The sequence below is a fragment of the Caldimonas caldifontis genome (assembly GCF_002930615.1).
GTDB classification, from domain to species: Bacteria; Pseudomonadota; Gammaproteobacteria; order Burkholderiales; family Burkholderiaceae_C; genus Caldimonas; species Caldimonas caldifontis.
Window position 1 is genome coordinate 109,490 of the sequence record NZ_PSNX01000004.1, and the last position, 13,971, is coordinate 123,460.

Annotated in this window: 13 protein-coding genes; 4 read left to right on the forward strand and 9 right to left on the reverse strand. The window is 71.1% G+C overall.

All coding sequences use genetic code 11. From position 1 onward, the window contains the following. Positions 1-7: 7 nt before the first annotated feature. Complete coding sequence (locus C1704_RS05770; RefSeq protein WP_104301788.1) at positions 8-1,090, reverse strand: lipocalin-like domain-containing protein; 1,083 nt, start codon at positions 1,088-1,090, stop codon at positions 8-10. Beyond that, positions 1,090-3,663 (reverse strand): FtsX-like permease family protein, encoded by a 2,574-nt coding sequence (locus C1704_RS05775; RefSeq protein ID WP_419186782.1) that lies wholly within the window; start codon positions 3,661-3,663, stop codon positions 1,090-1,092. The genes C1704_RS05770 and C1704_RS05775 overlap by 1 nt, the downstream gene beginning before the upstream one ends. Positions 3,664-3,935: 272 nt before the next feature. On the opposite strand from C1704_RS05775, the gene C1704_RS05780 reads away from it, so the two are divergent. Then, entirely contained in the window at positions 3,936-4,664 is a 729-nt protein-coding gene (locus C1704_RS05780) for a GGDEF domain-containing protein (RefSeq protein WP_170064636.1), read from the forward strand. Here C1704_RS05780 and C1704_RS05785 read toward each other — a convergent pair. From C1704_RS05785 to C1704_RS05800, 4 genes are all read right to left on the reverse strand, one after another. Continuing rightward, complete coding sequence (locus C1704_RS05785) at positions 4,655-5,431, reverse strand: oxygen-binding di-iron domain-containing protein (protein WP_104301791.1); 777 nt, start codon at positions 5,429-5,431, stop codon at positions 4,655-4,657. The two genes, C1704_RS05780 and C1704_RS05785, sit on opposite strands and share 10 nt — an antisense overlap. 118 nt (positions 5,432-5,549) lie before the next feature. Continuing rightward, positions 5,550-6,212 carry an ABC transporter ATP-binding protein gene (locus tag C1704_RS05790; RefSeq protein ID WP_211286865.1) on the reverse strand — a complete coding sequence of 221 codons (663 nt, stop codon included), beginning with the start codon at positions 6,210-6,212 and terminating at the stop codon, positions 5,550-5,552. After that, on the reverse strand, positions 6,209-7,147 hold the full coding sequence (gene miaA / locus C1704_RS05795) for a tRNA (adenosine(37)-N6)-dimethylallyltransferase MiaA (protein ID WP_104301792.1): 939 nt from the start codon (positions 7,145-7,147) through the stop codon (positions 6,209-6,211). The genes C1704_RS05790 and miaA overlap by 4 nt, the downstream gene beginning before the upstream one ends. After that, positions 7,144-8,406, reverse strand: a complete 1,263-nt coding sequence (locus C1704_RS05800) for a multidrug effflux MFS transporter (protein WP_146076036.1) — start codon at positions 8,404-8,406, stop codon at positions 7,144-7,146. The genes miaA and C1704_RS05800 overlap by 4 nt, the downstream gene beginning before the upstream one ends. 193 nt (positions 8,407-8,599) lie before the next feature. Between C1704_RS05800 and C1704_RS05805 the strand changes: the two genes are divergently transcribed. The 3 genes from C1704_RS05805 to C1704_RS05815 are packed head-to-tail and all read left to right on the forward strand — an operon-like array spanning position 8,600 to position 10,206. Next, positions 8,600-9,010 (forward strand): PA2779 family protein, encoded by a 411-nt coding sequence (locus C1704_RS05805; protein ID WP_104301794.1) that lies wholly within the window; start codon positions 8,600-8,602, stop codon positions 9,008-9,010. Beyond that, the gene (locus C1704_RS05810) at positions 9,007-9,957 is read left to right on the forward strand and encodes a PA2778 family cysteine peptidase (RefSeq protein WP_104301795.1); all 951 of its coding nucleotides are present in this window, start codon (positions 9,007-9,009) and stop codon (positions 9,955-9,957) included. The genes C1704_RS05805 and C1704_RS05810 overlap by 4 nt, the downstream gene beginning before the upstream one ends. Before the next feature lie 36 nt (positions 9,958-9,993). Beyond that, complete coding sequence (locus C1704_RS05815; protein WP_104301796.1) at positions 9,994-10,206, forward strand: hypothetical protein; 213 nt, start codon at positions 9,994-9,996, stop codon at positions 10,204-10,206. Positions 10,207-10,218: 12 nt separating this feature from the next. On the opposite strand, the gene C1704_RS05820 is transcribed toward C1704_RS05815, so the two are convergent. The 3 genes from C1704_RS05820 to mutL are packed head-to-tail and all read right to left on the reverse strand — an operon-like array spanning position 10,219 to position 13,942. Continuing rightward, positions 10,219-11,214 carry a pseudouridine synthase gene (locus C1704_RS05820; protein WP_104301797.1) on the reverse strand — a complete coding sequence of 332 codons (996 nt, stop codon included), beginning with the start codon at positions 11,212-11,214 and terminating at the stop codon, positions 10,219-10,221. Then, positions 11,159-12,106 carry an alpha/beta hydrolase gene (locus C1704_RS05825; protein WP_104301798.1) on the reverse strand — a complete coding sequence of 316 codons (948 nt, stop codon included), beginning with the start codon at positions 12,104-12,106 and terminating at the stop codon, positions 11,159-11,161. Before C1704_RS05825 ends, C1704_RS05820 begins: the two co-directional genes overlap by 56 nt. A 33-nt stretch (positions 12,107-12,139) precedes the next feature. Beyond that, a complete protein-coding gene (gene mutL, locus C1704_RS05830) occupies positions 12,140-13,942 on the reverse strand; it encodes a DNA mismatch repair endonuclease MutL (RefSeq protein ID WP_104301799.1) in 1,803 nt (600 codons plus the stop codon). Between the last annotated feature and the right edge of the window lie 29 nt (positions 13,943-13,971).

The following is a 13,971-nucleotide window of genomic DNA, read 5'->3' on the forward strand; positions in this document are numbered from 1 at the left end:
CGCGGGGTCACAGCCGCAGGGCCGAGGCGTAGCCGGTCATCTCGAGGTAGCCGCGCCCCAGCCGCCGCCCCCGGGCGTCGCGCAGCTCGCTCAGGCCTTCCCAGTAGATGGCGCCGGTGGAACCGCGGCTGTCGAGCTCCTGGGCGTCGAGCAGGGTGTGCACACGGAAGCGGCCGACGGGGGTCTCGACGTCCCATTCGACCGGGTAGCGGGCCGCCGTGGCGGGGCTGGTCCAGTGTCGCCGGGGATGGAAGACCACCTCGTCGGCGCCGAAGCTGCGCGTGGGCTGACCCGGCGGGCGCCAGCTGCCGCCGGCCCACAGCGCGCTGCCGTCGCGCCGGCGCAGCCGGAAGGCGGTGAGCGCCGTGCCGTCATCGAGGTTCATGCCGATCCAGTCCCAGCCCACCGCTTCGGGGTGCATCAGGGCCTCGCTCCACTCATGGTCGAGCCAGGCGCGGCCGGTGACGCTGAGATCCTGGCCGTGCAGGCGCAGCCGGCCGGTGGTGGCCAGTTGCGGCTGGGTGTAGTAGTGGCTGGCCTGGGCGGGTTCGGGGCCCTTGCGCGAGTAGCCGTCCTCGCCTTGCAGCAGCACGGGCTGGGTCTGGGCGAAGCTCAGCTCCAGCGTGAATTCGCGGGACGGCAGCCGGGCGGTGTAGCGGCTGCGGCCGGGCGAGCCCTGGCGGGCCAGCGTCCAGTCGCGCAGACGCAGGTCCGTGTCGGCCTCGGAGGCCTCCGCCAGGCCGAAGCCCTGGCGGGCGATGCGCTGGTCGTGCAGCAGGCGGCGACCGGTGAGGTCGGTCACGGCGGCATGCGCGAACAGCAGCTGGCGCGGTGTGAAGGCGCTGGGGTTGTCGCCGGCGCGGTCGTTGCGCGAGCGGAAGAAGGTGATCTGGAAGCCATAGGGCAGGGGCCGGTCCGGTGCATGGACTTCGCCGGTGATGTACCACCATTCGGTGCGATGGTCCGGGTGGGCGCCGTGGTCGCGCGGAAAGTGCAGGGCAGTGCCAGGCAGTACCTGGCCCTGTGCCAGCGCAACCGGGGCGCGCAGCGTCGAGGCTGCCAGGGCCATCAGCACCGCTCGCCTGTGCATCACCAGTCCTCCTTCACGGCCAGCACTGCCTCGCGCGAGGCGGCGGCGCGGCCGGCCATCATCGCGGTCAGCAGGCCGGCCGCCACCATCGCAGCCGCCAGCAGAGTCAGCCGGCTCCAGGGCAGCAACAGGTCCATGGTCCAGTGAAAGCTCTGCGGGTTGACCACGTGCACGAGGATCACGCTCACGCCGATCCCCAGGGCCAGGCCCAGCAGCGCGCCGGCACCGCTCCACACGAGCCCCTCGCCGGCGACGATGCCCAGCACCTGGCGGCGCGTGAAGCCCAGATGCTGCAGCAACCCGAACTCCTTGCGCCGTGCCAGCACCTGGGCGGAAAAGCTGGCCGCCACGCCGAAGAGCCCGATGGCGATGGCCACGGCCTGCAGCCAGTAGGTCACGGCAAAGCTGCGGTCGAAGATGCGCAGCGACAGGGCGCGGATCTCGCGCGGCTCGGCGAACTCCAGCCCGTCCGGATCCGGCGCCAGCGCACGGATGGCGGCCTGGACCTCGCCGGTGCGCGCGCCCTCGTCCAGCCACAGGGCCAGGTCGTTCACGCGCACGTCGCCGCTCAGTCGCTGGAAGTCGCGGCTGTCGATCACCACGCTGCCGTGCTGGCGGGCGTAATCCCGCCACAGGCCGCGCACCCAGGTGCGCACGGCGGGTTGCTGGGGCGCCAGCGGCAACTCGAGCCAGGTGCCCGGGCGGGCCCCGTAGAGGTCGGCCATGGCCTCGCTGACATAGCTGGACACGGCGCCGGCCCGCGCAGGCCGCAGCTCGCCGGTGAGCGGCAGGGCCTGCTCGGGGCGGTCCAGCGGTCGGGCGATCAGTGTCACGCTCGGACGCCGGGGATCGAGTTGCAGGCTCTGCAGGCGCAGGGTGTCCAGGCGAGCGACGCCCGGCACGCCACGCACCGCGTCGACGAAGGCAGGGTCGAGAAAGGCCGATTCGGCCGCTGCCGCACTGCCGGCCGTGCGCGCATAGAGGTCGGCCGGCAGCACGGCATCGAGCCATACGGACACCGACGAGCGGAAGCTGGCCACCATGGTCGTGAGCGCCACGGCCAGGCTCAGGCTGGCGACGACACCCGCCACGGCCACGGTGGCCGTGTGGCTCTGATGGCGCGCCCGCTGCAGTGCCAGCAGGCCGCCAGCATGGCGGCGCACCAGGGGCAGGCCCAGGCGCGTCAGGCCGCGCACCACCGGAGCGACGCAGGCCATGCCGCCCAGCAGCACCGCCGCCACGGCGAGGTAGGCGAAAAGCGGCAGCCCGGCCACAGGGGGCAGCAGGGCGGCGAGCGCGCCGACCAGGATCAGCGCCAGGCCAAGGTGCGGCCGTGGCGCCCCGGAGGTGGCGAGCCCCAAGCCCTTGAGCCCCTCGGCCGGGGCCAGGCGCTGCGCCATGCGGGCCGGCAGCCAGCTGCCGGCCAGCGCGGCCGCCACCCCCAACGCACCATAGGCCAGTGCGGCGCCAGGCGACCACTGCAGGCGAGGCGCAACGCCAGGGAAGTAGCCGCCGCCCAGGTCGCCGGACAGCAGGGCCAGCGCCGAGGCCGCCAGTCCGGTGCCCAGCGCCAGTCCCAGCGCGCTGCCCAGGCCGCCCAGCACGGCTGCCTCGGCCAGCACGAGGCGCAGGCGCTGCCGTGCGTCCAGGCCCAGCACTCCCAGCAAGGCCAGTTGGGGCACGCGCTTGGCCACCGACAGCGACATCACCGAGAACACCAGAAAGGCCCCGGTGAAGAGCGCCACCAGGGCCAGCACCGTGAGGTTGACGCGGTAGGCGCGTGAGATGTTCGACACGCGCTGCGCCGCCTGATCCGGGGTGTGAACCTGCAGCGGGGCGGGCAGGGCCAGCTCGCGCACCACGGTCGCCAGCGCCACGCCGGGTTCCAGGCGCAGATCGATGCGGCTGAGGCCGCCCAGACGGTCGAACTGCCATTGCGCGCCGGCGATGTCCATCACGGCCACGGGGGGGCCGGCGGCAGCGACGTCACCCACCACGAGCAGGCGGCGCCAGGCCAGGCCATGCTGCACCTCCACCGTCTCGCCGGGCCGCACACCCAGGGCCTGCCGGGCGCTGCCATTGAGCGACACCGTGTCCGGCGCGAGCAGGGCCAGGCGGTCCTGGCCCTCGGCGAGCCGGGGGACGAGGTCGGGCGACAGGGCGGGCGCAAGGAGCGGGTCGAGGCCGATCAGGCGCAGGGCCACCCGTGGGCCCTCGGGGCGGCGGGCGTAGGTGGACAGCTCGATCACCGGACTGGCGGCTGCCACGCCGGGCTGGCGGGCCACCCGGCCCAGCCAGGCCTCATCGAGAGGCCCCTGCAGGGCCCGCAGCTGGGCGTCAGGCTCGCCGTTGAGCGAGCGCACGGCGGCGCTGAACTCTCCCAGCGCCGACTGGTTGATGAGGTGCACCGCAAAGGCGAGTGCCACGCCCAGCATCACCGCCACGCATGCCATGCCATGGCGCCAGGGGTGATGGCGCCATTCCGGCCAGGACAGGCGGCGCAGCAGGGTGGGGAGGGGGCTGCCCGCCGTTTCACCATTGGCCGAGGACGGCGATGGGGCAGCGGTTGTCACTCAGACATTGTCGGCCGGGGCCGGAAAGCCTTGCCAGGAAGGGGCCTCGCGCCGGTCCAGCGACCCCCTCATTCAGGGGGGGGTAACGGCGGGCCGGCGGCAGATTTTGGGATCAGTTGCGTGCGATTATGCAAAGTTGCGCGCAACTCGCATCGCCCGTGCCTTTACCAACTCCGCCACGTGTCACGCTGCCGGAAACCTCCCCGAGGTCCGATCGGCTGCGCCGCGTCGTGCTTGCCCTGGGCCTGCCCAGGGCGACGGTGGTCCTGGTGATGTTGGTCTGGGTCGTGTCCCTGGCCATCACCTACGTGATGATCCGTCTGGCCGGTCAAGGGTCGCTCGGGCTGGGCATGGTGATCGCCTCGGCGTGTGTCCTGCTGCTGGGGCCGGTGGTGGGCTACGGTGTGCTGCGCCTCATCTTCCAGCTCGAGGCTTCGCGCCAGCGCATTGCCGAACTGGCGGTCACCGACGAGCTGACGGGCTGCTACAACCGTCGCCACTTCATGGAACGGGCCGAACTCGAATGGCTGCGCTCACGTCGCCATCACATGCCCCTGGCCCTGATCCTGCTCGATGCAGACGACTTCAAGCAGGTGAACGACACCCACGGACACCAGTGCGGAGACCATCTGCTGCGCGAGATGGCGCTGCAATGTCGCGCCTCGCTGCGTGGCACGGACGTGCTGGCCCGCTTCGGCGGCGAGGAGCTGATCGTGCTGCTGCCCCAGACCGACCTGGCCGGTGCGCTGGCGATCGCCGAGCGCATCCGCCATCAGGTGCAGGACCTGGTGGTGCAGTGGCAAGGGCAGGCCGTCACGGCCACCGTGAGCCTGGGCGTGGCGGCCTTGCACGCCAGTCATGCCAGTGTGGACGCGCTGATCCGCGACGCCGACCAGGCACTCTATGAAGCCAAGCGGGCTGGCCGCAACCGCGTCCGCGGTGCCCCGGTGCAGGAGCTGCTCCCGGAGCTTGCGATCGTCGAATCGACGGGTCAGGCGTAGGTGGTGGGCACCGTGTAGTGGGCATCGCCCAGCAGGTCGACGCCACACGACAGGTCCTGCACCCATTCGATGAACTCCCGCACCGCTGCGCCGGCCATCGGGGCGCCGTGCTGGGGCACGATCATCTCGATGTCCAGCGTGCGCACCATGCGGGCCCACAGGCGCAGCACCTTGTTCGACACCATGTAGCGGCGGTGGAAGCCTTCCATGGCCGGGATGTGTGCGGCCAGCGAGGTGATGGGCCGGCGGGGATCGACCTGTTTGCCGATCGAGGCTCCCAGGTCGCCCGAGAACAGGATGCGGCTGGTGGGATCGTAGAACTGGAAGTTCCCCTCGGCGTGCAGGAAGTGCGCCGGCAGCGCCCAGAGTTCGCCGCGACCCACCCGGATGCGCAGACCCGGGTCGGGAATGCCGATCACCCGGCCGGCCGTCTTGCCCGGCTTGCAGAAGTGCGGCACGAAGCGCTCCCACACGCGGGAGATGTAGACCGGTGCGGTGGTGGCCGTCATCCAGCGATCGAGGGAAGCGATGATGTCGGGGTCGGCATGTGAGGCCAGGATGGCCGAGAGCTGATGCGGCGGGAAGTGCCGCGTCATGCCCAGGTAGAGCTCGCTGTAGGCCAGGTTGCCGCCCGGATCGATGATGGCACCGGTGTCGTTGTCCACGATCAAGAACTGGTTGGCCTGCACGGCCTCGTTGTCTTCGACCGTGGTGTCGCTGAACATCAGGCACTGGTGGCCCTTCTGGTGGTAGAGCTCGATGGGCATGGCAAGGGCCGCGCGTGGCGGTCAGTTCGGAACGATCGCGAACTCTAGGGAGCAACCCGCAAACCCGGCTTGATGCTCGTCAACGTCGACGAGCAAAACCCACATGCATGGTAGGGATTCAGGTCAGGCTGCGCAGCCCGTGCGGCGTGAGCTTGAACACGCGATCGGCGTGGGCCGCTGCCGCCTGCGAGTGGGTCACGAGTACACAGGCGGCCTGGTGTTCGCGCACCTGCGAGGCCAGGGCCTGCATCACCCGGGCGGCGGTGTCCGGGTCAAGGTTGCCTGACGGTTCGTCGGCCAGCAGCAGGGCGGGCCGGTGCACCAGGGCGCGGGCGATGGCCACGCGTTGCAGTTGCCCGCCGGACAGCTGCGCGGGCAGGCGCTCGGCCAGGCCCTCCAGGCCCACATCGGCCAGGGCCTGACGCACCCGCTGCGGGTCGTTCCGCCCAAGCAGCAGCAGCGGCAGGGCCACGTTGTCGGCCACGCTCAGGTGGGGCAGCACATGGAAGGCCTGGAAGACGAAGCCGAGGTGCGTGCGCCGCAGCCGTGCACGCCCGGCCTCGTCCAGCGCGGCAAGGTCCTGCCCCATCAGCTCGACACGGCCTGCCGTGGGCGTGTCGAGCCCGGCCATGCAATTGAGCAGCGTGGATTTGCCCACGCCGGACTCGCCCAGCAGGGCGATGAAGCGGCCGGGTCGCAGCTCGAGGTCCACGCCCTCGAAGACGGGTGTATCGCCATAGCGCTTGGCCAGGCCCACCAGGCGCAGGATCGGCTCGCTCATGGCAGGTTCTCCTGCGCCCACGCCTGGGCCAGGGCCACCACTTGCGCGACGGCATCGGGCTGGTCGCAGGCCACGCGCTGGCGCCAGGGCATGCTGCGCAGCCAGGTCAGCTGGCGCTTGGCGAGCTGGCGTGTCGCGGCGATCCCGCGTTCGGCCAGCGTCTGCGGCGGGAAGTGGCCGTCGAGCATCTCCCACACCTGCCGGTAGCCCACGCAGCGCATCGAGGGACGCTCCAGGCTGAGGTCGCCGCGTGCCCGCAGGGCGCGCACCTCGTCCACCAGCCCCGCCGCCAGCATGGCCTCGAAGCGTTCTGCAATGCGGTGGTGCAGCCAGGTCCGATCCTCGGGTTCGAGGGCGATCAGCGTGGGGCGGTCCTGCGGCGCGCGCGAAGCGCCGGTGTGCCATTGCGAGAGGGGCCGGCCGCTCAGCATCCACACCTCCAGCGCACGCTGCAGGCGCTGGCTGTCATTGGGGGACAGGCGGGCCGCAGTGACCGGGTCGATCTGGGCCAGCTCGGCATGCAGAGCCGGCCAGCCGAGTTCGGCCGCGCGGGCGTCGATCTGCGAGCGGATGGCGGCGTTGGCTGCCGGCAGGGTGTCCAGGCCATCGAACAGGGCCTTGAAGTAGAGCAGGGTGCCGCCCACCAGCACCGGCAGCCGCCCGCGCGCGCGGATGTCGCCCACCAGCCGGGTGGCGTCGGCGACGAACTGTGCGGCGGAATAGGCCTCGGTCGGGTCGATCAGGTCGATGAGATGGTGGGGCACAGCAGCGCGTTCGGCAGCGCTGGGCTTGGCGGTGCCGATGTCCATGCCGCGGTAGACCAGCGCCGAATCCACGCTCACGATCTCGATGGGCAGGGCCCGGGCGAGGGCCAGGGCGGCGGCGGTCTTGCCCGAGGCGGTGGGCCCGGCGAGGCACAGGTAGGCAGCACTCATCGCACTGTATTGTCCCGGGCTTCGAGCGCCGTGGCCGGTGTGGGGTGACCATGCCGCCCCACCCCCACGAGCGCTGCGAAGGCCAGCGCGAAGCACCAGAAGGCGATGGTCAAGGTGAGGGGATACACGGTGCCGTCGTAGCTCCAGCCCATCCAGTAGCCCATGCCGAAGGCCAGCGCCATGCTCAGGAATCCGGACAAGGCCGTGGCGGCGCCGGCGCGCGTGGGGAAGGGCCCCACGGCGCCCACCTGCGCACAGGGTTGGTGGATCCCATGGGCCAGGGTGTAGACGAAGGCCGGGACCATCAGCGCCAGCGGGTGATGCACGCCCGCCAGGGCGAGGCCGGCCATCGCCACGCCGGCGCCCAGCGAAACGAAGGCAGCCACGCGGATGGAACGCACCATCCCCAGGCGCGGCACCAGACGGCGGCACAGGGCCGAGCCGATCAGGAAGCCCGAGGTGACGAAGGCGAAGGCAAACCCGTACTCGCGCCGCGACAGCCCCAGCACGTCGATCATCACGAAGGATGAGCCGGCGATGAAGCAGAACAGCCCGGCATAGGTGAAGCTGGAGACCGCCGTGTAGGCCCAGAAGCCCCGGTGCGTGAGCACCACGCGCCAGTTGTGCAGCAGGGGGCGCAGCTGCAGAGCGGCCGGATTCGGCTGGCGCAAGGTTTCGGGCAGGCGCAGGGCGATCACGGCCAGGCCCGTTGCGCCGAAGAGGGTGAGCACCCCGAAGGCGCCTCGCCAGCCCAGCGTGGTTTCCAGGTAGCCGCCCAGGATGGGGCCGGCCACAGGGAGGATCCCCATCCAGGTGGCCGCGCGCGCCATCACGTGAGCCCCCTGGGCCGGGTCGTAGAGGTCGCGCAGCATCGCGCGGGCGCAGACCACGCAGGCCGCCATCCCGAGCCCTTGCCCCGCCCGGCAGGCGATCAGCCAGGCGATGTGGGGCGACCCCAGCGCTACAGCACTGGCCAGGGTGTACAGCGCCAGGCCGCCCAGCAGCACGGGGCGGCGCCCGAAGCGGTCGGCCACGGGCCCGAGCACGAGCTGGCCGGCCCCGAAGCTGATCACCAGCACGCTCAGCGTGAGCTGCACCGTGGTGAGCGGCACACCGAACAGGCCGGGCAGCGAGGGCAGCGAGGGCAGGTAGAGGTCGGTCGATACCGGCTGGGTGCCCAGCAGGAGCATCAAGGCCAGCACCACCACGCCGGTGGGGGGCGGGGCAGGGGCATGCGCAGGCGAAGGGGTCGAGGACAAGACAGCAGATCAGTCAGGGAAGCCGGCGGAGGGTAGCAGACCCGGGACTTACCCGAGGTGTGATCACATTTGTAAACAGTCTGCTGGGGCTCCAGGGTGAGAATGGGAAAATTTCATCGCAGAATGGCGACGTCCGACCGTTTCCACGCCGGCTTGGAAGCGGCATGATGGTCAAAAATCAAAGGAGTCACTCATGTCCCTGTTCAAACGAGTCGTTGCGTTCACTGTCTCTCTGGCTTTGTGCACCGTGACCCTGGCTCAGCCGGGTCAGCTCACGCTCATCACCACCGAGCAGGTGGCCCAGGAGCAGGCTGTGGCGGCGCGCAGCGCTGAGGGTGATGCGTCCCGTGAGCGCCTGGCGGCGGCACTGGACCGCCCCGAACTGGTGGCCAAGCTCGAGCAGTGGGGTGTCACGCCCGAGCAGGCTCGTGCCCGTGTGAATGCCCTCAGCGACGAGGAAGCTCAGCGACTGGTGGCCCAGATCGACGAAGCGCCCGCGGGGGCCGGCGTGCTGGGTGCCCTGGTGTTCATCTTCGTGTTGCTGCTGGTGACCGACATCCTGGGGCTGACCAAGGTCTTCCCCTTCACCCGATCGGTTCGTTGACACATTCCCTGTCGCGCCGCACCTGGCTCGCCGGTGCGGCCGTGATGGCCGTCGGCCTGACTGGCTGCGCGAGCCAGACGGCAGCCCTGCGACATGGGGCCGCCGGCGCTGACCTGCCACGCCGCATCGAACTGGCCGAGACGCCGTTCTTCCCGCGCACCGGGCCCGACCTGTGCGGTCCGGAAAGCCTCGCGACGGTGCTGCAGGCCCAGGGCTTTGCTGTCACGCCGGCCGACCTGGTGCCCAAGGTCTATCTGCCAGGGCGCCACGGTTCGCTGCAGATCGAGATGCTGGCGGCAGCCCGGGGGGCCGGGGCCGTGGCCGTCCCGCTGCCTCCCACCCTGGCAGCCTTGTGCACCGAACTGGCGGCTGGGCATCCCGTGCTGGTGCTGCAGAACCTGGGCCTGGCCATGGCCCCTGCCTGGCACTACGCCGTGGCGGTGGGTTACGACCTGGACCTGTCGGAGATGCTGCTGCGCTCCGGTGACGATGCGCGGCACCGCCTGTCGATGCGGACCTTCGAGCACACCTGGGCGAGGTCCGGTCACTGGTCGTTCGTGACGCTGGCGCCCGGGCGCCTGCCGCGCACGGCCACGGAAGCCGACATGGCGCAGGCCCTGGTGGCCTTCGAGCGGCAAGCCGAGCCGGCCGCGGCATTGCGTGCCTACGAGGCCGCGCGCACGCGCTGGCCGGACAACCTCACGCTCATGGTGGGGCAGGGCAACAGCCTGTACCGCGTGGGACGCCGGGCCGAGGCCGCGGATGCCTTCGAGGCCGCGGCACGGCGCCACGCGAGTGCGGCGGCCTGGATCAACCTGGGCATGGTGGCGCTGGAGCTGGGTCAGCGAGAGCGCGCCCGCTCCGCTGCGCAGGAGGCACTTGCCCTGGGCGGACCCTGGACCGACCAGGCCCGGGCCCTGGCCGAGCGTGTAGAGTCGCGACCCTGAGAGGCCGTGTGGCCTCGTCGTCCGGAGACAGACAACATGAAAACCGTCTACGCCATCGTTGGCGCCGCCCTGATCGTGCTGGGTGGGGTCGTGCTCTTCCAGGGACTCTCGTTCACGCAGAACGAAACCGTCTTCCAGGTGGGCAGTCTCAAGGCCGAGGTGCGCAAGGAGGAGCGCGTCCCGTCATGGGCCGGCGGTGTGGCGATCGCCGCCGGCCTGGTGCTGGTGGTGATGGGCCTGCGCAAGTAGCTTTGCGGGCCTTCAGAACCGCTCGTGCGGCCCCAGGTAGCGCCACTGTCCGGCCGGCAGGGCACCCAGCACCACGCGGCCGATGCGGATGCGCTTGAGGCCCACCACCTTCAGCCCCACCAGCTCGCACATGCGCCGGATCTGGCGCTTGCGGCCTTCCCTCAGCACGAAGCGCAGCTGATGTTCGTTCTGCCAGCTCACCTGGGCCGGCCTGAGCGCATGGCCATCGAGGCTGAGGCCATGGCGGAGCAAGGCGAGTTGTTCGGGCGGCAAGGTCTGCGACGGCGGGCCGGCGTGCGCTGCCTGCGCGTGCTCCACGCGCACCAGATACTCTTTCTCCACGGCTGAGTCTTCACCGATCAGGTGACGCGCGATGCGGCCGTCCTGCGTGAGCACGAGCAGTCCCGTCGAGTCGATGTCGAGCCGGCCCGCGGGTGCCAGCTTGCGCAGGTGATGGCGGCCGAAGCGCAGCGGGCTCGGATCCTGGTTCCAGTGGTTCTCGGCCGTGATGAGCACCACGGCAGGTTCATGCCCGTCTTCGGCCTGGCCACTCACATAGCCGATGGGCTTGTTCAGCAGGATGGTGACGCGCTGTTCCTGCTCGTGCCGGGCGGCTGGGTCCACCTCGATGCGCTGGTGCGGCAGCACCCGCGCGCCCAGGGTATCCACCACCTGTCCGTCCACGCGCACCCAGCCTCGCTCGATCCACAGGTCGGCCTCGCGCCGTGAGGCCAGGCCCAGTTCGCTCATGCGTTTGGACAGGCGTTCGCCCGGCTGAGTCGCGGGCGCTGGGGCGGAGGCGGATGCTGTCGGTCTGGGTCGGTGCTTGGGGTCGAGCCTGGGCTCGTCCGGCAGCGGGGCGGCGGGGGCCGCTGCCGGGGCGGGGCGGGCACGCGAGCGCGGGGCCGAGCCCGTGCCGCGCACGGGGGGGCGGTTGCGCCGGCGCGGCGACTCAGCGGGTGAGGACGACGGGCTGCGGGGCAGCGAGAGCTTGGGGCGGGACGTCATGGCGGGAGGGCAGTTCCAGACGCGATTGGACCACGTCCTGCTCCGACCCCAACCCGAAGAGCTCGCGCAGCGCGACGCGATAGGCGTCTTGGCCAACGGCGCTGGTGTTGTGGTGGCTGCCGCCATCCACCAGCAGCCAGCGCTTGGGTTCGGGCGCGCGCTCGTAAAGCTGGCGACCCAGCTCCGGACGGATGAAGCGGTCGGCACTGCCATGGGCCACCAGCACGGGGGCTGTCACGCGGGCGATGTGCTCGGCCGCTTCGAAGCGCTGGGTGATCAGTGGCCCCACCGGCAGCCAACCCCAGCGGAAGGTGCTCACCACGTCTCGGATCGAGGGGAAACTGGCCTCGACCAGCAGCCCGGCGGCATCGTCCACCTCCGAGGCCAGGTGGGTGGCGATGGCGCCGCCCAGCGAATGGCCGTAGATGAAGCGCCGGGCCTGCGGGTGCTCACGGGCCATCCAGTCCCAGGCGGCGCGGGCATCCTCGTAGGCCAGACGTTCGGAGGGCAGGTCGCCGGAGCTCTGCCCAAAGCCGCGGTAGTCGATGCCCAGCACCGCAAAGCCCAGGTCGTGCATGCGGCGCATGCGCGGCGCGCTGCTGCGCACATCCCAGCGGGCGCCGTGCAGGTAGAGCAGCACCGGCGCATCGGGTCGGTCCTGAGGGAGCCACAAGGCATGCAGCCGGGCCCGGTCGCCCTCCAGGCGCGAATCGAACTCGATCCACAGTTCGTCCATGCCCTCGGCCGCGTAGGACGCGCCGCGCCAGGTGTCGCTGCTGGGCTGGAAGATCCAGCGCCGCTGCTGCGTGTCGAGCGCCGCACAGCCGGCGAGCAGGGCGAAACACACCAGGGCGGCAGACGAGAGTTGGATCCAGCGGCGCAGACTCATCATGAGCACCACCGACCCCGGATGCCCCGGAAAAGTTCAGCGCCCGCGCAGGAAGAGCGCGTCGAGCTCGCGCACCGTGAGCTGGCGCCAGGTGGGCCGGCCGTGGTTGCACTGGTCGGCCCGCTCGGTGCGTTCCATGTCGCGCAGCAGGGCGTTCATCTCGTCCAGCGTCAGGCGGCGGTTGGCGCGCACGGCCCCATGGCAGGCCATGGTGGCCAGCAGCTCGTGCTGGGCGCGCTGGATCACATTGCTGGCGTCGTACTGGGCCAGCTCCGCCAGCACGCTGCGTGCCAGCTCCACCACGTTGGCATCGGCCAGGGCCGTCGGTCGCGAGCGCACGGCCAGCGTGGTGGGTGACAGCGGGGTGACTTCCAGCCCCAGCGTGAGCAAGGCCTCGTGGCAGCTCTCGGCCGTGGCCACCTCCTGCGGTGTGGCTGCGAAGGTGGCCGGGATCAGCAGGGGTTGCGACTCGATGCGCTGGCCCTGCAGGTGCTGCTTGAGGCGCTCGTAGACGATGCGCTCGTGCGCCGCATGCATGTCCACGATCACCAGGCCCTGGGCGTTTTCGGCCAGCACGTAGATGCCAGCCACCTGTGCGATGGCTCGGCCCAACGGCCAGGCCTCGGGGTCCCAGTCCTCGGTCGCCGGGGCGGAGGAAGGGGGCGCGTCCTTCGTGGGCCAGGCCGGCGGTGCTTCCTGAGCGAACAAGGCGGCGGCCTGCTGCAGTGCCAGGCTGGACTGCACCTGAGGGGGGGGCGTCCAGCGCGGCGCGAGGGAAGGAGCCGCTGTGGGTGAGGCCGGAGGGAACGCCGGGGTGGCTTCAGGGGGCGCACCGGCCCGCGACAAGGCAAGCGCGTCCTCGACCGCATGTCGCAGGGCCTGATGCACTTCGCGGGAATCGCGGAAGCGCACCTCGATCTTGGTCGGATGGACGTTCACATCAACCCGATCAGGGGCGATCTCGAGGAAGAGCACGTAGCTGGGCTGGCGCGCTCCGTGCAGCACATCTTCATAGGCCGAACGCACGCCGTGGGCGAGCAGCTTGTCGCGCACGTAGCGGCCGTTGACGTAGCAGTACTGCAGGTCGGCCCGCGCCCGCGCTGCATCGGGCAGGCCGGCTCGGCCAAAGATGCGCAGCGGGCCGACGCGGGCGTCCACCGGCCGGCTCTGGGCGATGAAGTCGTCGCCCAGCACATCCCGCAGGCGCTGCTCACCGCTGGCGCGGCGCCACTGGGCGATCAGCTTGCCCTCGTGCCAGACCGCAAAGCCCACGTCCGGGCGGGCCAGGGCGTGACGGCGCACCGCTTCCAGGCAATGGGCCAGCTCGGTGGCGTCGGTCTTGAGGAACTTGCGGCGTGCGGGCGTGCTGAAGAAGAGCTCGCGCACCTCCACACTGGTGCCCACCCCGCGGGCTGCCGGGCTGAGTTCCCCCGAACGGGCGTCCAGCCGATGGGCATGTGCCGCCTCGGGCGGCCGGCTGCACAGGGCCACGTCGGCCACCGAGGCAATCGCCGCCAGGGCTTCCCCGCGAAAGCCCATGGTTTCCACCTGCTCCAGTTCGGCCAGCGAGGCGATCTTGCTGGTGGCATGGCGGCGCAGCGCCAGGGGCATCTCCTCGGCCGGCATGCCCGCGCCGTTGTCCTCGACCACGATGGCGCGCACGCCGCCGGCCAGCAGCTTCACGGCGATCTCGGTGGCCCCGGCGTCCAGCGCGTTGTCCACCAGTTCGCGCACGACCGAGGCCGGGCGCTCGACCACCTCGCCCGCGGCGATCTGGCTGATCAGTTCGTCAGGCAGTTCACGGATGGGGCGGCGTGGGGGGGCTGAAGGGGCATTCATTCACGGGGATTGTAGGAGGGCAAGGCGGG

Coding starts and splice junctions, on each gene's coding strand:
- C1704_RS05820 (WP_104301797.1), bottom strand. CDS start 11,214: ATGACGTCCCGCCCCAAGCTCTCGCTGCCCCGCAGCCCGTCGTCCTCA.
- C1704_RS05780 (WP_170064636.1), top strand. CDS start 3,936: ATGTTGGTCTGGGTCGTGTCCCTGGCCATCACCTACGTGATGATCCGT.
- C1704_RS05785 (WP_104301791.1), bottom strand. CDS start 5,431: ATGCCCATCGAGCTCTACCACCAGAAGGGCCACCAGTGCCTGATGTTC.
- miaA (WP_104301792.1), bottom strand. CDS start 7,147: ATGAGTGCTGCCTACCTGTGCCTCGCCGGGCCCACCGCCTCGGGCAAG.
- C1704_RS05770 (WP_104301788.1), bottom strand. CDS start 1,090: ATGCACAGGCGAGCGGTGCTGATGGCCCTGGCAGCCTCGACGCTGCGC.
- C1704_RS05805 (WP_104301794.1), top strand. CDS start 8,600: ATGTCCCTGTTCAAACGAGTCGTTGCGTTCACTGTCTCTCTGGCTTTG.
- C1704_RS05825 (WP_104301798.1), bottom strand. CDS start 12,106: ATGATGAGTCTGCGCCGCTGGATCCAACTCTCGTCTGCCGCCCTGGTG.
- C1704_RS05790 (WP_211286865.1), bottom strand. CDS start 6,212: ATGAGCGAGCCGATCCTGCGCCTGGTGGGCCTGGCCAAGCGCTATGGC.
- mutL (WP_104301799.1), bottom strand. CDS start 13,942: ATGAATGCCCCTTCAGCCCCCCCACGCCGCCCCATCCGTGAACTGCCT.
- C1704_RS05815 (WP_104301796.1), top strand. CDS start 9,994: ATGAAAACCGTCTACGCCATCGTTGGCGCCGCCCTGATCGTGCTGGGT.